Source organism: Nitrospira sp. Nam80 (assembly GCF_965152575.1).
This window is the reverse complement of record NZ_OZ224216.1, coordinates 4,550,274-4,570,890: the sequence shown is the minus strand read 5'-3', so window position 1 is coordinate 4,570,890 and position 20,617 is coordinate 4,550,274. Positions and strand designations below refer to the sequence as shown.

Here is a 20,617-nt window from a genome sequence, read left to right as displayed (position 1 = left end):
TATGGCGTTAATGTAGGTCTGGGAGAATGGTGCGAGAGGGGGGACTTGAACCCCCACGGTTGCCCACGAGATCCTAAGTCTCGCGCGTCTGCCAGTTCCGCCACTCTCGCACGTTGCGGGAGTCCCTTTTCTCCTAGGAGGACCGGCACATGCGTGCGGGGAGACCTTGTGATTATGGCATCTTGTACCGTTGAATAGGAGGAAGTGTCAACCCATACTCACGCAGGACGATAGGCGCGGGGCTGTCCTTGTAAGACCCCTGCGAAGAAGGAGCCGCGAAGGCAGGGCGGTATGGATTGTAATGTGGTGGAATGGAGCCAATACCGAGAGTATAATCCGTGAAGCTTCCTGTGTTGCCTCCTAGACGGATTGCCTCGCAAAGTTGCGGTTTAATCGATCGTCAAGCGCATTGTTCCGGCGCGGACTGCGGCCGGCGTAAACAAATCCTCTTGGTGCTTAACTCGGATCCGTTCTCCAAAGGAGGAGTGAGATGAGGCAAGCATTGGGCATAATCGGAACGCTTCTATTGATAGCGGCGTCATATAGTACCGGGCTGGCATATCGGGACTATTTTACTCCGGAACAGAAAGCGCAATTAGCCAAAATCCAGACTGTAGGGCTGGATGTCATCGCATTGACCGATAAGGGGGCCGTTGATTCCACCGCCATTGCGGATGTGGTAGCCCGCCGGATGGCCGAACTGGGCTATGCCGTTGCGCGAGACGGCTCCAAAGCAGGCGACGTTATCTTTAAAGTGAAGTGCGAACAGCGAAAGACCTGGGAAGGGACGACCTCGGCGGGAGGTGATGCCGATCTGCCGGATGCCCCGTCGCGTTTATGGAAAGGGCCGGCGTGCCAGCTGACATATGTGTTGGGAGGCCTCAAGATCAAATGGCAGAAGGAAGTGCGCACCGATTTTGAAGACCCCGCCGATGCCGCCATCAAAGCACAGGCCGGAGATGTCGGCGACTTTGTGATGGCCAAGTTAAGGGAGAAGCTGGAACAATACGATTTCCCTGTATGGATCACGGCGGAATGGGGACAGCCGGACCGACTCCTGAAGTTATTGGATGCCTCCGACACGCCGCAGATTAGAAAGCTGCGCATCATTTCTGTTCTAGGGGAGATGGAAGCAGATGAAGCCTTGCCTCGGTTGCGGGAAGCTCTCAAGGACAAGGATTTATCGAAGCAAGCGGCAGTCGCCTTGGGCAATATGGGAAAGGAAGGAATCCCCATTCTGGTCGATATATTGAAGCACTCCAAACAGCCGCAGCTGCAAGCGGCTGCGGCCAAGGGATTGGGAGATCTCGGCAATACTCACAATGACTCCTCCGTCGTGCCGCCGCTCTTGGAAATGTTGGACGCCCCAGGCGTCGACATCGTCGTCCAGACAGAAGTCGCCTGGGCACTGGGACGGGTACCGGATCGACGGTCGGTCCAACCGTTGTTCGATCTGGACAAGAAGCTGCAAAAGATACGCAAGGATCCGCCTGATCCACAGATCAAGAAGTTAAAGGAAGCTGTCTTCTGGTCAATAAAGCAGGTGTATACGGAAGACCAATATAGTTAAATAGATTGCTTGATCGATCTGAATCGACCATTCCGCATCCCGCCTCATTGACAATTTTTATCTGTCATCTTAATTTCCTGTATCAATCTGTCACATAGCAAGCCGTATGCCCTGATCGTATGGGGATGCGTTCGGCGTGGTCCCAACAGAACGAACCATCATATCGGGTGGTGGATCGTTTCAGGCGAGTCATCCACCCATTTTTTTTCGATTTTGAACGAACGGAGGGTACGAATATGGCGGGACTATCCAGGAGAAGATTTTTGCAATGGTCGCTGACGGCAGGGGCAGGACTGATCACTTCCAATTGGCTATTTCGTACCATAGGATCCAATCTTTCCGGATACGCATTGGCCGCCGAGCCGATCAAAATCGGTATTCTCGATCCCTTGAGCAGCCCATATAAAACCTCCTCGATCCATGATGTGCATGGCGCCACTGTGGCGGTCGACTGGTTCAACAAGCAGGGAGGCGTGTTGGGACGGCCGATCATGCTCTTTGAGGCCGATGATGCCTCGGATGTCGAGACGGCGGTGAAGGCGGCCAAGAAATTGATTGACCAGGAGCATGTCGATGTTCTCATGGGAACGTTCAACGGTGACGTGGCACTGGCCGTATCTGAAGTTGCGAAGCAACACGACAGACTCTTCATGGTGACCGGCGCACACATCATGGACCTCACGGGGACGCGCTGCGATTCGCGCACATTCGTCTTCATGCCGAATGCTCGAATGTTGGCTCGGGCGGTGGCGCCTGCCATCGTAAAGGCCTACGGCAAACAATGGTATATGGTCACCGCGGATACCGTGGACGGGCGATCCGCATTGCAGGCCATGACCGAAACTCTCACGGAACAAGGCGGTGAAGTGGTCGGTTCGTCCACGACGACATTTGGAGCAACGGATTTCTCCGATGTCATGGCGCAAGTTCGTCGGGCCAAGCCGAATGCCGTGATCCTGAATCTCTATGGGTGGGATCTTGTGAATGCACTGAAAGCCTATGCCAAACTGGATCTGGCCAAGGAAAAAATCGGAATCGGGGGGATGATCGGGGGCGAACAGATAGGGCGTCCGCTCGGATATGCGAGCAACGCGGGCATCTGGGGGCTCGTATGGGATCCGAAGGTAAAGACCGAGAGTTCGAAACGGTTCATTCAGGCGGTGGTCGACAAGTATCACCATACGCCGACTTCGCGCTGTTATCTCGGATATGCGGCCATGACGCAGGTCCTTGAAGCCATTCAACGGGTGGGGACGACGGAGACGGCCTCCTTAGTCAAGGCTCTGGAAGGGCATGCATTTGACGGACTGAAGCAAGGAAAGTCCTACTTCAGAGCGGACGATCATCAGCACGTGCAAGACATCTTGGTCGGGGAAGCCTACGGCAAAGAACTAGGACTCGGTCACTATAAGATTCTCGCGACGGTGAGCGGTGATGACGTCGCGAAGGAAGCCGGTGACTGCCGGTCCGGCCGGTTGGGCTGATCCTTTTCCGGAGGACAGCTTTCATCCCAGCCGTAAGTCCATTTGCACAAGGCCGATCCCTCCGATTGTCTCATGACCGGCGGCTCTGCCCGACCTGATCGGCGCCTTTGACAACAATGACAGCGCGGGATCTTCCTAGTTGTTCACCCGTGAGAAGAGTGAAACGATGAAGCTCCATGAGGGCTCTAATCTACTCATATCGCGCACTAGTCCCCACCTTGTTGGCCATGACGTTGGTGTGGGGTTGTTCCACCAAATATGAGCCCCAGCTCACTCTCCCTCCTTCGAGCTTCACCCGGTCCATCGATGCCGTTGTTGAGCTCCATCCGCTCCAGGCTGCGGAAAGCTTGCGCTCCGGACACTCGCCATATGGGGTGGTGGCTGAAGACTATGTGAACAAGCCTCCGTCGAAAATGGACAAGGCCATTACGGCCGAGATCCTCAATGAATTCTCATCGAATGGGGTCTTTCGCCGCATCAGTCTCTACGATCCTCATCCTGATCTCGTGCTGACCGGCCGCATCGATCGCTTTTATGAACACGACCGCCGGAAGCTATGGACCTATGTCCCGTATTACTCGGACAAATTGGCCGGCCTGTTCAGGTTGAATACCTATATGAGCGACGGGGAAGTCCACCTGACCATGATGTTGCTAAAACCGACAGGCCAAGTCGTGGGAACCTATACCGGACGGGTGAAATTCGATGAGGATTTCACCCCGAATGACGAATTGCGTCCGGGCGGACGACTCAATCGTGCGTTCAGCGAGGCCTTGGCGCAGATCCGTGACGAAATCCTTTCGGATGCCAATCTTCCCAAGACCCGAATATCCGACCCATTGGTCCAGGCGGACGATCACCAAGAGCCATAGTCAATCCCAGACCAACCGTTCCTCCGCTTTTCCAGAATAGGCGGCATAACCGGGATAATCCGGCTTTGACCTGATTTCGCAGAGCGACCATAATGAGGACATGTCACTCACAACAGAGGGGGTACTATGAGGCGGACGGTCGGGACCGCGGTGATGCTTTGCGGGATGTACTATGCGCTCTTTCTTGGACCTGGCGACGCCCATGCGGAAGCGTCCGGCATTCCTCCCGAGACGGTAGCAGACTTCATTCATGCGGTGATCGAATCCGATCGGACCTTTTATACCGTCCATGTGGTCGAGCGACTCCAGAAACAGGGAGGAACGAAGGCGGCGGAAACATGGCGGGCAGATAAAAACTCCTTACCGCTACCCGCGCAATTTCTTCATGAAGCCAGCGACCTTGCAAGGATGACGGGGACAAAGGTTCGCTATCGACTGATCAGCCTATGGCCTGTCAATCCCGACAACGCTCCGGCAAACGAAGGGGAGAAAACCGGGTTGGAAATGGTCCGGCGGAATCCCGAACGAGCCTTTACCAAAACGGTGACGATCGGGGACCAACCATACTTTCAAGCGATCTATGCGGACCGTGCAGTCACGCAAGCTTGTATCGACTGTCATAATGCTCACCAGGGCAGCCCGAAGAAGGATTTTCGGATAAATGACGTGATGGGCGGACTGGTGATCGAGGTTCCGCTGGGTCAGTGATCGCGTCACCTCCGAATCTCAAGTCCCCAATGCTCCGGGATCTCTTCATGAGCGCGGATGGCTCAAATCACATACAAAGGGCGGAAGCAATTCGACCGCCTTGACAGGTTCCTTGCGAGAAGGCCGAAGCGTGCTGCATAGAGTCCATTCCGCCAAAGAGATCATGACGGTCTTCCCAGGCCGGCAAGATCATGCGACTGACGACAACCCCGCCGTATTTGGATCCGAACAGCCACGAAGCCGTCTATGAGATCGATTTGACCGTGTTTGAGGTAAGCGGACAGGCCAAGTCGCAAGTCGATGTGCCCGGAGAGATTGTCTTGGCCGCGGCCGCGCGGGAAAAGCGATTAGGAGCCTGAGGCAGCGCGAGGCCTCAGGCGAATAGTTACGCGCTGTAAAAAAATTCTCTTTGCGAGAAGTGTGAGTGTGATTGCATTTGAGACGTGCCGTTCTTATTGCATCGGGATCTTGCCGGTGGTTTTGAACCGATCATGGTGCCATTCCACCAAATGAAATCATTTGGTCTTGAGGGCCTGTAGCAGAACCCGCCCCAAGCCACAAGGATTCCCTCAGTAATCACTACCCGTTTTGCCATGGTTCCATCTTTGCATCCCTGGGAAAGTAGTGGAGTTCACAACCGGATCCAAGGAGGAGCCATGGGAAGGTGGTGGCGGTCACAAAGCGATACGAATGAACGGGTCTGTCTAGGACGGGTATTGATCGTCGATGACGAGGATTGTGTGAGGCAGGTCCTCCGAACGATGCTGACGAACGCGGGGTACGACGTAGAGGAAGCAGACGATGGCGGCCGGGCCGTGGAGGTGCTCAACAGCGGTGATAATCCATTGATGGTCGATGTCATTATTTGCGACATTCGGATGCCGAAAATCAACGGAACGGAGGCGATTGCATACTTCCGAGCCCAGTATCCTTCTGTGCCGGTGATTGTTCTGACCGGCTACCACGAGCCGCAGTTGGCCGCCTCGTTGATACAACAAGGAGTGATCGAGCACCTCGCGAAACCGGCCGATCGTGAGAAAATCCTTACGTCTGTCGCAAATGCAATGGAGAGGCGAACAATCAATTTTTATCCCTGAGCTTCGGCACCAAGACCAATCTTCATCACTCCAAGACTCCAAGCCAAATTGTTGTCGGCTTGGTTCCTTCTTTTCTCTTATACCCTTCCGATGGTTGACGGGCATCCTCGGAAGGTAAAATAAAAGGATGGAGTCGGTTCGCGGCAAAGAACAGGATGTCGAACGGCTGGCGCACCTCCTGGACGACGTGGTGCATATACCCGGCACCCGCATTCGGTTCGGTCTGGATCCCTTGATCGGAATCATTCCTCTCGTCGGGGACGTGATTGTAACAGCGGCAGGCGGTCTTATTCTGCTAACGGCTCAACGGCTCGGGGTCCCCCGACGTACATTAGCAACCATGGCGTTCAACCTCTTCGTCAACGGGTTGGCGGGCAGCGTGCCGATATTTGGAGACGCCTTTTCTTTCATGTTCAAGTGCCATGCGAAGAATGTCGCCGCACTGTTACGGGAGGTGAAGCAGGGCGAGGAGGGTGCCTGTCCTCGGTTGCCCACCCCGGTATGCATGAGTGATATTCTCATTCCGCTCGTGATCATGGTTCCCATCATCAGCGTAATCGCTTTTATCGGCCTATGGCTCTGGCAGCATGATTTGTCGGTTATCTCCTTCTTATTTCCGCCTCCCTATTCCAGCCGCTCAGTCAGATAACCCGGGTAATTAGTACGCGCCGCCGCGCTGTCACATGATGGATTCAATTCTCCGCAGAGAGGGGTTTCGCAATCTCCTCCAGCGACCGCCGTTCTGCATCGACGCCGTAGACGAATGCAATGAGGGCGCCTAACACCATGAGAGCGGCCCCCACGAGATAGCCGACAAAGACACTCGACGCGGATGATTCGATTAAATGACCGAAAAACCAGGGAGACAGCACCCCCGCTCCCTGCCCGACAATGAAGAAGAAGGCGATCGCCATGGCGCGGATTTCGAGGGGAAAAATTTCGCTGACGGTCAAATAGGCGGCGCTAGCGCCGGCTGAAGCAAAAAAGAACGTGACCGACCAGGCCATGGTCTGGGTAGCAGCCGTTAAGTAATCTTGCGCGAACAAATAGCCCGTGAAACCCAGTAGGAGGCCGGCAGTGCCGTAGGTCACTGTCAACATCACACGCCGGCCCACGGTATCAAACAGGCGTCCAAGGAGCAGCGGGCCTAGGAAGTTGAACACCGCGAAAGGCAGCAAATACCAGCCTACGGACTGTGGAGGTACATGATGGAATTTGCTGAGCACCAGCGCATAGGTAAAGAACACGGCGTTATAAAGAAATGACTGAGTGACCATGAGCGAGACCCCGAGAACGGTCCGGCTGGGGTACGATCTGAAGAGTTCCTGCGCGACCGTCAAGACTGTCACGTGCGGATTTGGTCTGATGACAATCGTTCCTTGAGGATCGGGCAGCCGATCAGCCGAAGTTTCTTCCATGATCTCCTTCTCGATGCCACGGACAATGCGCTCTGCTTCGTCCACCCGCCCGTGAGTCATCAGCCACCGAGGACTTTCCGGCAAGTACCGCCTCACGATGATCATGCCCAGACCCAGCACTGCGCCGAATCCAAAACAAAGCCGCCATCCCAACTGTTCGGCAATGAGCGATGGATCGAGCAATGGGATGGTAAGCAAGGCTCCTACTACCGTCCCGAGCCACCAGCTGCCGTTGATTGCGAGATCGGTGTGACCTCTGGCTCTGGCGGGAATCAGTTCATCGATAGCCGAGTTGATCGCAGAATATTCGCCACCGATTCCTGCGCCGGCAAAGAACCGACAGAGCATGAAGGTCCACAGATTCCAGGAAAAAGCTGTCAGGACCGTTGCGGCCAGATAGAGCATCAATGTGCGCGTGAACCACTTCTTGCGGCCTTGGCGATCGGTTAGGTAGGAAAAGAGGAGCGCGCCGGACACAGATCCCGCCAAGTAGGCGGATGCCGTAAGCCCGACCTCGGTTTCCGTCAAATGAAGTGTGTTCGGATGGGTGAGCACGGCGCCCAACGCCCCGACAATGGTCACTTCCAATCCGTCGAGCAGCCATGTCACACCGAGGGCGGTGACGACCAGCCAGTGCCAGCGCGACCAGGGGAGGCGATCGAGGCGTTGCGGGATATCGGTACGGATAGTCTCGTGAGCCGGCGTGGCAGCAGCCTCCATGATCGGAGACTAGGGGAATATCGGGGGGTTAATCAAGCGGAGAAGTCCAAACTCGCGCTTCTGATACGTTCGCTATGGCTACAAATGGTTCGTGTGGTGTTTGACCACAGACACGGGCATTTCGGTCCGTGACGCGAAGAATAATGAGATGAGCGAGATGAAGAAATAACGCGCCTGGAGTTTGCGCACGGAGGCGTCGCTCCGGGGGCCGGCAAGCGCTGGTCCGCTGGGCCAATGAATCCAGACGAAGATCAGACGCGGCCGACCCGCCGGGCTCGTTCGGCGATCTTTTTGCGGAGACGTGCTTTTTCGAGGCTGATCTGTGCTTCTTTGAGTTCCGAAGGCAACCCGCCTACATGCAAGCGCTGCTCGGCTTTCTCCACCGCAGCTTGGGCTCGTTCGACATTGATGTCTTCGGCTTTTTCGGCGATTTCGGCCAGAATCGTCACCTTGGTAGGGGTCACTTCGGCAAATCCCCAAAGAACCGACATATAGTGCCAGACATCTTCGGTCTGATACCGCAGTTCACCGATCCGAAGAGTAGAGAGGAAGTGACAGTGGCCAGGCAGCACGCCGAATTCACCCTCGGAGCCGGGCGCAATAACCATATCGACCTGCTGGCTCAGCAGCAATTTCTCCGGCGTCACGACTTCGAGCAATACCTTGTCGGCCATATCTGATTCCAGTCGCCTTTTAGACCTTCACTCCCATCTTCTCCGCCTTCGCCACGACTTCTTCGATCGCTCCCACCATGTAGAAGGCCTGTTCCGGAAGGTGATCATATTTTCCTTCGAGAATCTCCTTAAAGCTCCGCACCGTATCCTTGAGCTTGACATACTTGCCTGGGGAGCCGGTAAAGGCTTCTGCCACGTGAAACGGCTGCGACAGGTACCGTTGGATCTTGCGCGCCCGGGTGACCACCATCTTGTCGTCTTCCGACAATTCATCCATGCCGAGAATTGCGATGATGTCCTGCAAATCTTTGTAACGCTGAAGAACCGATTGCACGCCGCGCGCAACTTTATAATGTTCTTCGCCGATTACCTGGGGATCGAGAATACGAGAGGTGGAATCCAAGGGGTCCACTGCCGGATAGATTCCCAATTCAGCCAATTGCCTGGACAACACGGTTGTCGCATCCAAGTGTGCGAAGGCGGTCGCCGGAGCCGGATCGGTCAAGTCGTCGGCCGGGACGTAGATCGCTTGCACCGATGTGATGGACCCACGCTTGGTCGACGTGATGCGTTCCTGCAGCGCACCCATCTCGGTGGCGAGATTGGGTTGATAGCCGACCGCCGAAGGCATGCGGCCCAGCAAGGCGGACACCTCCGATCCGGCTTGAGTAAACCGAAAGATATTGTCGACAAACAGCAACACGTCTTGATTCTCTTCGTCACGGAAGTATTCGGCCACGGTCAAGCCTGTGAGGCCGACCCGCAGCCGCGCCCCTGGTGGCTCGTTCATCTGGCCATAGACGAGCGCCGCCTTGGATTTGGAAAAGTCATCGGGATCGATGACTTTGGATTCCTGCATTTCATGCCACAGATCGTTGCCTTCGCGGGTGCGCTCACCGACACCGGCGAACACCGAGAAACCGCCGTGGTGCAGGGCGATATTGTTGATCAATTCCATGATGATGACGGTTTTTCCCACGCCGGCGCCGCCGAACAGACCGACCTTTCCCCCTTTGCTGTAGGGTTCCAACAGGTCCACGACCTTGATGCCGGTTTCCAGTACCTCAGTTTTTGTTTCCTGCTCGTCAAGCGGCGGCGCGGGTCGGTGGATCGGGTACGTCTTTTTCGTCTTGACCGGACCTTTCTCGTCGACCGGCTCACCCAGGACGTTGATCAAGCGACCGAGCGTTTCACGACCCACCGGCACGGCAATAGGCGCCCCGGTATCCTGGACATCCATCCCCCGGGTCAACCCATCCGTCGTTGACATGGCGACCCCGCGGACGCGGTTCTCGCCAAGATGCTGGGCGACTTCGAGCGTCAGCCGTACGGCCGGTTTGCCGGCGGCCTTGTTTTCCGCCTGTTCGACCTTCAACGCGTTATAAATGTTGGGAAGATGGCCCGGTGGAAACTCCACGTCCACGACCGGTCCGATAACCTGGATTACTTTGCCTGTGCTCATAAAACTCCCTTACTTGAATTCTGGGTTATGAGTGTTGAGTTATGAGTTGGAATCGTCCCGGACTCAGAACTCACAATTCAGAATTCAGAACTTATTTTAGCGCGTGCACGCCGAACTGCACCAGTGAGCCACTCCACCATTAGATCATTGCACCATTGATGACCGCGATTACCAAATGGCGCGATCGTTAATGACACGAGGATCAATTCACTTGGCTCCGTAGCCCATTTTTTGCTTGAACGTCGTAATGACTTCTTTCAGTTTCCCGCCGACCTTGTCGTCGATTTTGGAAATCGTGGTCACCTCTTTTCTGAGCTCCGGATGATGCTGTGCAACGTAACGGAGCAGCTCCTCTTCAAACTCGCGCACCTTGTTCACCGCCACATCATCGAGGAAGCCGTTGACACCGGCAAAAATCGACAAGACCTGATCCGCCACCGGCATTGGCTGGTACTGACCCTGCTTCAGCAATTCGACCATCCGCACGCCTCGGGCCAACTGAGCCTGGGTCGCCTTGTCCAGTTCGCTGCCGAATTGGGCAAAGGCCGCCATTTCCCGATACTGCGCGAGATCCAGCCGCAGCGTGCCGGCCACTTGCTTCATGGTTTTGATCTGCGCGGATCCGCCCACGCGAGACACGGACAACCCGACGTTGATCGCAGGCCTGATCCCGGAATAGAAAAGATCGCTTCCTAGATAGATCTGCCCATCCGTGATCGAAATCACATTGGTCGGGATGTAGGCCGACACGTCTCCGGCTTGGGTCTCGATGATCGGCAGTGCCGTCAAACTCCCCCCGCCGAGCTTGTCGCTCAATTTGGCCGCCCGCTCCAACAACCGCGAATGGAGATAGAACACATCCCCCGGGTAGGCTTCGCGTCCTGGCGGCCGGCGCAACAAGAGAGACAGTTGGCGATACGCGACGGCATGTTTGGAAAGATCATCATAGACAATCAATGCATGCTTGCCGTTGTCGCGGAAATACTCGCCAATGGCCACGCCGGCAAAAGGCGCAAGGTACTGCATCGGGGCCGCGTCGCTGGCGGTCGCGGACACGACCATGCTGTACTCCATGGCATGATGTTCTTCCAGCGTTTTCACCACGCGCGCCACGGTGGATCGCTTCTGGCCGATTGCGACATAGATGCAAAAGACGCCGAGCCCCTTTTGATTGATGATCGTATCGACGGCAATGGCGGTTTTGCCGGTTTGGCGATCGCCGATGATCAATTCACGCTGCCCGCGGCCGATTGGAATCATCGCGTCGATGGCTTTGATACCGGTCTGCAACGGCTCGCGTACCGACTGCCGCGTGATCACTCCGGGGGCCACCATCTCGATCAGACGGGTCTGTTGGGACTTGATCGGGCCCTTTCCATCCAAAGGCTGACCGATGGGGTTTACGACCCGTCCGACCAAGGCTTCACCGACCGGAACCTCGGCAATGCGACCGGTGCGTTTGACCGGATCGCCTTCTTTGATGCCGACGTCTTCCCCCATTAAGACGGCTCCGACATTGTCCTCTTCGAGATTCAGCGCAATGCCATAGAGTCCGCCCGGGAACTCCAACATTTCTCCTGCCATCGCGCCGTCCAAGCCATAGATCTTGGCGATACCGTCTCCGACTTGGATCACCGATCCGGTTTGGCTGACGTCGACCTGTTGGTCGAAGCCTTTGATTTTTTCTTTGATGATTGAACTGATTTCTTCGGCCTTAATCTGCATGGCTACTCCTTCGTCAACAGACGCTGCATCGCGGTGAAGCGGCCCTGGATGGTGCTGTCGACCACGGTGCTCCCGAGTCTGATATGCAAGCCGGCGACATGAGCCGCGTTGGCCTGAAACGTGACTTCGACATCCCGCTTCAGGGCATCGCGCAGTCGCATGCGAATGCGATCCTGCTCCTGCGGAGGAAGCGCTGTCGCAGCGGAGACGATGATCTGTTCTTTTCCCTTCGCTTCATCGAGGAGCTTCGTAAAGGCGTCGGCGATGTCCGGCAGAAAGCCGACCCGGTTCTTTCGGACGAGCTGATCAAGAAAATTCTTACCGACAGGCGGGCAACCGAGGCGGTCGGCCAATTCAAGCAACACAGCGAGTTTATCGTGCTCAGCGAACGCCGGCGAGGCAACAATGTGCCGCAAGGCGGCGGACTGCGTAAACGCCTCTCCGAGCCCATGGAGTGCGCGATTGGCCGACTCGACGTTCGACTGATCCAAAAGGTCAAACAGGGCTCTTGCGTATCGACGTGCGACGGCTGTCTTAATCACTATAGTTGTCCGGTAGCGTTATGGTGCGAGCCCGCGTCCTTCGTGAACCTGGTTGCTGCAACAGCAATTTCGTTGCTGCGACCAGCCGCAACGTACAGGCCGATGGATTGGCGCGTTGGTCGGTCAACATACTGTACGACGGTGCTTCCTTCCCTCGCGGCTCCGCACCCCAGTTTCGCCTGGCGACTCCGCAATTTCGCGACGAACCGTCATGATAATGCGGGTTAGAGCAAACGAGAAGCCTTCGTGCGGGCGGGCACGATCAAAAGCGCGCCAGGGTAGCACTCAAAAGCGGGGAGTGTCAAGAAGCAAGAGCAGCAGCAACTGGGATTGGCTGCACGGGTCTGAGACGACCAACCGCATCACGAACGCAGGATGATCCCGCCGCCGAGGACCCGATCTTCAGCGTAGAACACAACGGATTGTCCGGGACTCACCGCTCGTTGCGGTTCATGGAATTGCACATGCATCGTCGTGCCGTTTCCCTTCGGTGTCACCGTCGCCGGCACCGCCGGTGTAGCATAGCGCACCTTCACCATCACGTCCTGCGTCGCGCGGATGAGGTAAGGCTCGAACACGTTAAGATCTCCGGCCAAGCAATCCAACTGATGCAGTTGTTCCTCCGGACAGAGGACCACGGTACCGGTTTCCGGAAGGACCTTTTGAACGTACAGCCGCCGGCCTGTCGCGATGCCGAGCCTACGCCGCTGGCCGGGAGTGTAAAAGGCGACTCCCTCATGCCGTCCCAGAATGCGGCCTTCCGTATCGACGAAGTTGCCGCTTTTTCTGACTTCGGGAGCTTCCTGCTCAATAAAGGTCCGATAATCTCCCTGACTGACAAAACAAATTTCCTGGCTTTCCTTTAATTCATCGGCTGGAAGGTCGAGCGCATCGGCTTCTTTCCAGACGTCACGCTTCTCCATGCCGCCGACCGGGAATAGAATGCGAGGCAGCCAGCCGGGATGGATTCGGTACAGGAAATAGCTCTGGTCTTTGCGGGTGTCGCTGGAACGATGGAGTTGCCATGATCCGGCTTCTTCGACGACGCGCGCGTAATGGCCGGTCGCGACATACTCGATCCCCCGCGCCTGCGCTAAGTCATGAAGGGCTCGAATCTTGACCCGTTCATTGCAGCGCACACAGGGGTTCGGCGTGGTCCCGCCGGCATATCCGCTAAGGAAATCATTAATGACGTATCGGCGGAAGCTGTCGCGGGTATCGATCACCTCGTGGGTGATATCCAGCTTTTGGGCCACATACTTGGCAATCCCGATTTTGCAGCAGCCCCGCTCTTGCCACCGCTTCGACGCCGCCACCGTTTCGTCCTCATGTTCCCAGACTTGCAACGTGACGCCGTGGACTTCGAATCCCTGACGTACCAAGAGCGATGCCGCCACGCAGCTATCCACGCCACCGCTCATGCCGACAAGTACCGTGCGCCGAGTCATAGGATCGATCCGTCAGCTCTCCTGCCCCTTCACTTTTCCGCGGTGGGCGGCCAGATCATGGACGGCAATATCACGAGCGGCTCCTGCGGCCGATTGTTCATCCTCAACCCATTTATCGGTTCCCATGTCGCATGTACCGTGAAAATGTCCTCCGTCTTCAATGCACAGCGCCGGGCTATGGATGTCGCCGACCAGGACGCCTGGTTTCTGTATTTCGACTTTCTGAACCGCGGTCACCGTTCCCCTCACTCTCCCGCTGATGACGACGGATCCGGCCGATATGACACCCTTGATAATCGCGCTCTCCCCGACAATGACGGCCCCGCCGGTGTGCACTTCGCCTTCGACACGGCCATCGATCCGAACCGTTCCGTCAAAGCTGACGATCCCTTTGAAGCTGGTTCCCTTCCCCAAAAACGTAAACTTATCGTCTTCCGTAACAACTTGCGCTTTTTTTTCGCCCCACATAAAACCTCCTTCACGCAGTCCGCAATGCCATGCGACAGCGACCGACCGGGCCTGGGATCGAACTTGTTCCTCTCTACCCGGACACGAGTTTCACGCCTGGTCCTCGGGCGGTATCGCGCGGCGTATCCCGAGTCGATGGTTGGCTCATTTCAAGATTGCCGTTGAAGACCACACCTTCCTCCATGGACAAAAGCGGCGCCTTGACTCCGGCGTTGACCACCGCCGGCGCCCGAAGCTTCACTTTTTCTCGCGCGCTGATATCGCCGGTGATCTTTCCCTTGCAGATGACCGTCCCGGCGGTGATCTTTGCGGCAAGCACGGCCTCTTCTCCGACTATCAATACTCCTTCGGTATGAATTTCGCCGTCCAGTTGGCCGTCGATGCGAACCGTGCCATTGTAAGAGATCACGCCCTTAAAGCTGACTCCCTTGCCCACGAACGCATTGATCTCTTCAGTCCCTTCACGCGGAGGAGTCGTTTCCTGATTTTCCGTCTCACCTTCCTCGGCCGGTGAAGAAGCCCGCTTCCCTTCCTGCTTGTCCTTGTTATTCCACATGCATGTCCTCCTTCATGATGCGAATCACTCCGGGCGAAGCATGAATTTCTCAACGCGCGCCTCGGCGCCGCGGGCGGTCGGCTTGTCGCGGATGACCAGAGTGAGATGAGGGGCTATTCTACCCGGATACGATCCAAAAAGCTTATGAAAAACTTTCTGCGTCGTTCAGAATCCGTTCCACGATCCCGTCGAGCTCTTCCGGGGAAAAGTACTGAATGATGATCTTGCCTCCGCGTCGCCCTTTTTCGATATGGACCCGGGTTCCCAATCGTTTCTGCAGTCGCTCTTCCAGGTCGGACCGCGCTGGCGGACGGGCGACACGCTTTGCGCTGCGCCGTCCCTCTGCCTGGTGCTGAAGAAGACGTTCAGCCTCACGCACAGAGAGTTGAGCCTGAAGAATCCGGCGGGCCAGCTGCACTTGCGCATCGGGCGCGACCAGGCCCAGAATCACCTTGGCATGTCCGGTTGAAAGTTGATCCGTCTCAATTAGTTCTTGGATTTCGGTGGGAAGTGTCATGAGCCGCAGGAGATTCGCGACCGATGATCGATCGCGGCCGACCTTCTGGGCGATCGCGTCTTGCGTAAGCCCGAACTCAGTGACCATGCGGTGATACGCCCGAGCCGTCTCCATGGGATTCAGGTCGTCTCGCTGGAGATTCTCCACCAGGGCCAGCACCATGGATTCCTGGTCCGAGCAATTGCGGATCAGGGCCGGAATCTTCTCCAATCCGGCCAACTTGGCGGCACGGAGCCGTCGCTCGCCGGCGATGAGTTCGAAAATTCCGTCTCCTTTTCGTCGCACGAGAACCGGCTGCAGTAAGCCATTCTCCTTAAGTGATCGTGACAAGTCCAAAAGCTCGGCCTCTGAGAATTGCTGGCGAGGCTGATACCGGTTGGGAACGATGGATTCCACACGCAACTGCTGCACGTCACCCCGCTCCGCCTCGACTGCCGGACGAGCTGTGGGAAGCAACGCATCGAGTCCTCTACCGAGCGCTTTTTTCTCCATGAGCAAGAAACTCCTTCGCTAGCGAAAGATACGATTGGGCCCCGGCTGATGCTGCATTATAAAGCAATACAGGACGACCGTAGCTGGGCGCCTCTGCCAATGTGACGTTGCGCGGAATCATCGTCTCATACACCTTACCGGGAAAATGCGATCGGATTTGTTCGACGACTTGCCGCGCGAGGGAGTTACGCGAATCGTACATCGTCAGGAGAATGCCTTCGATCTCCAGATCCGGATTCACCGATTGACGAATCCGGTCAATACTTTCCATGAGACGGCCCAATCCTTCCATGGCGTAGTATTCACATTGCACCGGGACGAGGACCGAGTGAGCGGAGGCCATGGCATTGATCGTGAGGAATCCGAGAGCTGGCGGGCAATCCACGAGAATCGTAGCAAATTCATGTTGGACCGTCGCTAATGCATTTCGGAGCCGCTGTTCTCGCTGATGAACTTCAACCAGCTCGACTTCAGCACCGGCTAAGTGACTGTTGGCCGGTAAGAGAGAGAGCCCCTTGATTCCTGTCTCAGCCAGAATTGATTTCGCATCTTCATTATTGATCAGGGCGTCGTACACAGTCCTATTCAGTGACTTCGGGTCGATGCCTAATCCGCTTGTTGCGTTGGCTTGAGGGTCCATATCAACTAATAGCGTCGATACCCCTTCGATTGCCAAGGCTGCTGCAAGATTGACAGAACTCGTTGTTTTTCCGACTCCTCCCTTCTGATTGGCGACTGCAATAGTTCTAGCCATGTTCTATGTACACTTCCCTGTTCCACGTGGAACATTTGCGTCAAATCGACCAAGTTCCGTGAGAAAACGAGGTCCGTGACCAAACGGAAGACTGTAACTCCACTCATGTTGTTTCATGAATCCGCCCGGAATATCGCTACTTACCATCGCGCTTGATCGATATGCCAGGACCGTCCCACCGTCATTCAAAGCCTCTCGCAAGTCGCCTCCAACCAAACTGAACTTGACAGCTCTAATGACGGCGCAATCATGGTGATCATGGTCCTGGGCCACAAAGTCCTTTAATGTCAGGCCGTGCACGGTCGTATCCTCAAGTCGTAACATGCCGATGATATAGAGAAGAAAGGATCGCTTTTTTGAGTTTGGCTCCAGCAGGGTCAACGATAGCGTCGGTTTCATGATTTTGAGAGGTATTGAAGGAAATCCAGCCCCGCTTCCGACATCCAGGATCGACGCACCATCGAGTGGGAGTCCAAACTTTAATGGCATAATCGAATCAATGAAATGTTTGACGGCCACTTCCCCTGGGTCTTCGATTGCAGTGAGGTTCGTGGCGCGATTCCATTGATCTAATGTGCGGGAATATTCCTGGAATTGCCGCGATTGATGTGAGTCGATGGAAATTGATAGAATTTTCGCGGCGTCGTTGAGATGTCGCTCGAATTCATCGGACATGTTCCACGTGGAACACATACGTGAATCATTATTAGAGGTCAAGGAACTTTTTGCCTTTAAAGAACTTGCACGGAAGATGAATCGGAACGTTGGAATTTCTCCAAGCCAACGAGCAAAAGCGAAATTGCAGCGGGCGTCATGCCGGAAATCCGGCTCGCTTGGCCTATAGAGGCCGGCTTAATGGATTTTAGTTTTTCCAAAACTTCCCGTGAAAACCCCGGAATCCCGTCATAGTTGAAATGAGCCGGGATCAAGCAGTGTTCGAGACGGCTGGACTTCTTGATCTGTTGCCGTTCCCGTTTGATGTAGCCCTCATATTTGATTTCAATTTCGACCGCTTCGACGACCTCTTCCTCCGGCATGATCCAGGAGTCACTTCCGAACAATGTATAAAGCGATTCATAGGTCATCTCCTGCCGTCGTAGAATCTGTGCAAGTGTATGATTCGGCGAGATGTCCGCCATCCTCAACTGCTCTAGGCGCGATCGCACCGCGGATGATAACGATGGTTTTGCCTCATTTAGCCTAACCACCTCCTCTTCGACGCGTTTTAACTTCCTCTCACAAGCTCGATAAGCCGCTTCAGACACTAGGCCCATCCGATATCCAATCTCAGTCAGCCGGGAATCGGCGTTATCATGTCTCAGAAGCAGCCGATGCTCTGCGCGCGAGGTAAACATCCGGTATGGTTCGTTCGCATCTTTGGTAATGAGGTCGTCAATCAGCACTCCGATATAGGCTTGCGATCGATCCAGAATAAGAGGGGCCCTCCCGCGCAGTTTCAGTACGGCATTGATACCGGCCATAATTCCCTGGGCAGCAGCCTCTTCATAGCCGGACGTGCCATTAATCTGTCCGGCATGGTACAGCCCTTCCACCAGCTTCGTTTCTAGCGTGGGATGGAGTTGGCGGGGAGGGAAAAAATCATACTCCACCGCATATCCGGGCTTGAGCATCCTCGCATGCTCCAATCCCGGTATTGTCGTCAGCATTGCGCGTTGAACATCGACCGGCAGGCTGGTTGAAATCCCGTTGGGATAGAACTCGTCTGTGTCGAGCCCTTCCGGCTCAATGAACACTTGATGGCGGTTCTTATCGGCAAACCGGACGACCTTATCCTCGATGGATGGACAATACCGAGGACCGGTCGAGTCAATGAGTCCATTGTAGAGCGGAGACCTGTCGATGTTTTGTTTAATGATTTCATGGGTTTGCTCGGTGGTATAGGTCAAGTGACAGGGTACCTGTGGTTGGAGCACTCGTTCCGTCCGCCCGGAAAATGGAACCGGCGGGTCATCGCCCGGCTGGAGCGCCATGGAGCCAAAATCAATCGTGGATCGATCAAGCCGAGGCGGCGTTCCCGTTTTCAAGCGCCCGACCGCAAAACCCAAATCCCGCATGCAGTCGGACAAATGTTCCGCGGAGGCTTCTCCCGCCCGTCCTGCCGGAAAATGATTTAGTCCGACATGGATTAATCCCTTAAGGAAAGTACCTGAAGTAAGAATAACGGCATCCGCCTCGACACGGTCCCCGGCGCCCGTCGTCACGCCTCTCACCGCGCCTCGTTCGATGAGAAGGCGATCCACCGTGCCTTCCTTGATGGTCACCCCGTCTTGCTCATCCAGCGTTTGCTGCATCATCTCTTTGTAGCGCTGCTTGTCGCATTGCGCGCGCAACGCCCGCACCGCCGGTCCCTTGCTGGTATTGATCATCCGAAACTGAATGCCGGCTCGGTCGGTGTTCCGTCCCATCTCTCCGCCGAGCGCGTCGATTTCTTTGACCAAGTGCCCTTTGGCGATTCCGCCTATGGCCGGATTGCAAGACATCTGGGCGATCTTTTGCCGTTCCATCGTGAGCAGTAGTACCGAGGCGCCCATCTTCGCCGCAGCCAGGGCGGCTTCGCAGCCCGCATGACCACCGCCGACAACGATCACGTCATATCGTTGAGCCATCGTGCACCTCTCTCACTTGCCAATGCAGAATTCAGAGAATATTCGATCCAAAATATCATCCGTGCTGATTGCACCGGTAATCTCGCCCAGCGCATCCGCCGCCCGCCGCAAATCCGCCGCAACGAATTCACCGGTGAGATCATTCTCAAGCGCCGCACTGGCTTGAAGCAGCGCCTCTTCGGTGCGCCGCAACGATACGCTATGGCGGAGATGAGTTACGCACAGGCCGTCACCGGCCTCGAGGCCGCCGGAGGCCAACTTCACACGAATGAGTCTGCGCAGATCATCGAGGCCCGCTCCCGTAGAAGCCGAAATCCGGACTGAACTGCGGCCGTCGAGAAATCCGGCCAGGTAGGCATCTACTTGAAGCCCGGATGGAAGGTCCGACTTATTGAGGGCGACGATATAATTCTTCCCGCACAGATTTCGCAGTAACGTCCGGTCCGCCTCTTCCAACGCCACTGATTGATCGATCAGGGCGACCACGAGATCCGCGTCTTCGACCGCTTGTCTCGTTCTCCTGATTCCTTCCTGTTCCACCGGGTCCCGCGTATCTCGAATGCCGGCCGTATCCATCAGCCGCACCGGCATGCCGTTGATACGGAGCCATTCATCCAGCACATCACGCGTTGTCCCCGGTATCGCGGTCACGATAGCCCGATCTGTGCGGGCCAAAGCGTTCATCAGGCTCGACTTTCCCGCGTTCGGACGCCCAACGATCGCCACTGCCGCTCCCTCACGCCAAATCCGACCCTCCCGGGCCGTTTTCAGCAGAGCTGAAACTCTCTGGATCGCCCGCTCCAGCATGGTTAGTAATTCATCACGCCGCACGAACGCGATATCCTCTTCAGCGAAATCAAGTCCCGCCTCTACATGGGCCAATGCGCTGAGCAGTTCGTTCCTGATCTTGTCGATCTCCCGAGACAAAAACCCCCGTCTCTGGGCCTGCGCGATACGGAGACTGCCTGCTGTTTTGGCTCGAATGGTATCGAGGACTGCCTCGGCCTGCGCGAGATCCATCCGTCCGTTCAGAAACGCGCGCTTCGTAAATTCTCCCGGCTCCGCGAGCCGGCTCCCTGCCGCCACCATCGCTTCGCACAATAGCTGAAGAATGAGCGGACTGCCATGACAGTGAAATTCCACGACATCTTCGCCGGTAAAGGACCGTGGCCCGCGCATCACGACCACCAGCGCCTCATCGAAAGCCTGGCTCGGTGAATCAATGGGCTGTTTGGTTCGCGTGAGCTCGGAAGGACTTGTTCGAAAGACGAGGTCAGCTAGATAGAGGGTATGATTTTTTGCCGATGCGAGGGGCTCGCGACAACGAAGTCTCGCAAGACCGCCGGCGATCTGAACGGCGTCTGTGCCGCTGAGCCGTACGATTCCAATCCCGCCCTCTCCTGCAGCGGTAGCCACGGCACAAATGGTATCGTTTAACCCGCCGCTCATGTGCCATCTTCATTCCGAGAACCGGCCGGCCTTC

20 protein-coding genes and 1 tRNA gene are annotated in these 20,617 nt (G+C 56.0%); 7 read left to right on the top strand and 14 right to left on the bottom strand.

Annotation, left to right across the window (positions count from 1 at the left end):
- Positions 1–27: 27 nt before the first annotated feature.
- Positions 28–110, bottom strand: a tRNA-Leu gene (locus tag ACWGXE_RS21455).
- A gap of 380 nt (positions 111–490) precedes the next feature.
- Here ACWGXE_RS21455 and ACWGXE_RS21450 point away from each other — a divergent pair.
- The 7 genes from ACWGXE_RS21450 to ACWGXE_RS21420 all read left to right on the top strand — a co-directional run bounded on the left by ACWGXE_RS21450 (position 491) and on the right by ACWGXE_RS21420 (position 6,380).
- Positions 491–1,570, top strand: coding sequence for a HEAT repeat domain-containing protein (locus ACWGXE_RS21450; RefSeq protein ID WP_447600173.1), 1,080 nt, complete (start codon positions 491–493; stop codon positions 1,568–1,570).
- 263 nt (positions 1,571–1,833) lie between these two features.
- Positions 1,834–3,054 (top strand): ABC transporter substrate-binding protein, encoded by a 1,221-nt coding sequence (locus ACWGXE_RS21445; protein WP_447600172.1) that lies wholly within the window; start codon positions 1,834–1,836, stop codon positions 3,052–3,054.
- Between the two features lie 176 nt (positions 3,055–3,230).
- Positions 3,231–3,926 carry a hypothetical protein gene (locus ACWGXE_RS21440; RefSeq protein WP_447600171.1) on the top strand — a complete coding sequence of 232 codons (696 nt, stop codon included), beginning with the start codon at positions 3,231–3,233 and terminating at the stop codon, positions 3,924–3,926.
- A gap of 126 nt (positions 3,927–4,052) precedes the next feature.
- Positions 4,053–4,634 carry a Tll0287-like domain-containing protein gene (locus tag ACWGXE_RS21435; protein ID WP_447600170.1) on the top strand — a complete coding sequence of 194 codons (582 nt, stop codon included), beginning with the start codon at positions 4,053–4,055 and terminating at the stop codon, positions 4,632–4,634.
- 191 nt (positions 4,635–4,825) lie between these two features.
- Entirely contained in the window at positions 4,826–4,993 is a 168-nt protein-coding gene (locus ACWGXE_RS21430; RefSeq protein ID WP_447600169.1) for a hypothetical protein, read from the top strand.
- Between the two features lie 297 nt (positions 4,994–5,290).
- The gene (locus tag ACWGXE_RS21425) at positions 5,291–5,731 is read left to right on the top strand and encodes a response regulator (RefSeq protein ID WP_447600168.1); all 441 of its coding nucleotides are present in this window, start codon (positions 5,291–5,293) and stop codon (positions 5,729–5,731) included.
- 127 nt (positions 5,732–5,858) lie between these two features.
- Complete coding sequence (locus ACWGXE_RS21420; RefSeq protein ID WP_447600167.1) at positions 5,859–6,380, top strand: DUF4112 domain-containing protein; 522 nt, start codon at positions 5,859–5,861, stop codon at positions 6,378–6,380.
- A 43-nt stretch (positions 6,381–6,423) separates the two neighbouring features.
- Here ACWGXE_RS21420 and ACWGXE_RS21415 read toward each other — a convergent pair whose 3' ends face one another.
- The 13 genes from ACWGXE_RS21415 to mnmE form a co-directional block, all read right to left on the bottom strand.
- A complete protein-coding gene (locus ACWGXE_RS21415) occupies positions 6,424–7,869 on the bottom strand; it encodes an MFS transporter (protein ID WP_447600166.1) in 1,446 nt (481 codons plus the stop codon).
- Positions 7,870–8,120: 251 nt separating this feature from the next.
- Complete coding sequence (locus ACWGXE_RS21410; RefSeq protein WP_447600165.1) at positions 8,121–8,543, bottom strand: F0F1 ATP synthase subunit epsilon; 423 nt, start codon at positions 8,541–8,543, stop codon at positions 8,121–8,123.
- A 19-nt stretch (positions 8,544–8,562) separates the two neighbouring features.
- Positions 8,563–10,005: a F0F1 ATP synthase subunit beta gene (atpD, locus tag ACWGXE_RS21405; protein ID WP_447600164.1), complete on the bottom strand. Its 1,443-nt coding sequence runs from the start codon at positions 10,003–10,005 to the stop codon at positions 8,563–8,565.
- A gap of 207 nt (positions 10,006–10,212) precedes the next feature.
- A complete protein-coding gene (atpA, locus tag ACWGXE_RS21400) occupies positions 10,213–11,730 on the bottom strand; it encodes a F0F1 ATP synthase subunit alpha (RefSeq protein WP_447600163.1) in 1,518 nt (505 codons plus the stop codon).
- Positions 11,731–11,732: 2 nt separating this feature from the next.
- Positions 11,733–12,272, bottom strand: coding sequence for an ATP synthase F1 subunit delta (gene atpH, locus ACWGXE_RS21395; RefSeq protein WP_447600162.1), 540 nt, complete (start codon positions 12,270–12,272; stop codon positions 11,733–11,735).
- 362 nt (positions 12,273–12,634) lie between these two features.
- Positions 12,635–13,720: a tRNA 2-thiouridine(34) synthase MnmA gene (mnmA, locus tag ACWGXE_RS21390; protein WP_447600161.1), complete on the bottom strand. Its 1,086-nt coding sequence runs from the start codon at positions 13,718–13,720 to the stop codon at positions 12,635–12,637.
- 12 nt (positions 13,721–13,732) lie between these two features.
- Complete coding sequence (locus tag ACWGXE_RS21385) at positions 13,733–14,188, bottom strand: bactofilin family protein (RefSeq protein WP_447600160.1); 456 nt, start codon at positions 14,186–14,188, stop codon at positions 13,733–13,735.
- 73 nt (positions 14,189–14,261) lie between these two features.
- Positions 14,262–14,744, bottom strand: a complete 483-nt coding sequence (locus tag ACWGXE_RS21380; RefSeq protein WP_447600159.1) for a bactofilin family protein — start codon at positions 14,742–14,744, stop codon at positions 14,262–14,264.
- Positions 14,745–14,886: 142 nt separating this feature from the next.
- A complete protein-coding gene (locus tag ACWGXE_RS21375) occupies positions 14,887–15,753 on the bottom strand; it encodes a ParB/RepB/Spo0J family partition protein (protein WP_447600158.1) in 867 nt (288 codons plus the stop codon).
- Positions 15,731–16,507, bottom strand: coding sequence for a ParA family protein (locus ACWGXE_RS21370; protein WP_447600157.1), 777 nt, complete (start codon positions 16,505–16,507; stop codon positions 15,731–15,733). Before ACWGXE_RS21370 ends, ACWGXE_RS21375 begins: the two co-directional genes overlap by 23 nt.
- A gap of 3 nt (positions 16,508–16,510) precedes the next feature.
- Positions 16,511–17,200 (bottom strand): 16S rRNA (guanine(527)-N(7))-methyltransferase RsmG, encoded by a 690-nt coding sequence (gene rsmG / locus ACWGXE_RS21365; protein ID WP_447600156.1) that lies wholly within the window; start codon positions 17,198–17,200, stop codon positions 16,511–16,513.
- 38 nt (positions 17,201–17,238) lie between these two features.
- Positions 17,239–19,134: a tRNA uridine-5-carboxymethylaminomethyl(34) synthesis enzyme MnmG gene (gene mnmG, locus ACWGXE_RS21360; RefSeq protein WP_447600155.1), complete on the bottom strand. Its 1,896-nt coding sequence runs from the start codon at positions 19,132–19,134 to the stop codon at positions 17,239–17,241.
- Positions 19,135–19,146: 12 nt separating this feature from the next.
- The gene (gene mnmE / locus ACWGXE_RS21355) at positions 19,147–20,583 is read right to left on the bottom strand and encodes a tRNA uridine-5-carboxymethylaminomethyl(34) synthesis GTPase MnmE (RefSeq protein WP_447600154.1); all 1,437 of its coding nucleotides are present in this window, start codon (positions 20,581–20,583) and stop codon (positions 19,147–19,149) included.
- Between the last annotated feature and the right edge of the window lie 34 nt (positions 20,584–20,617).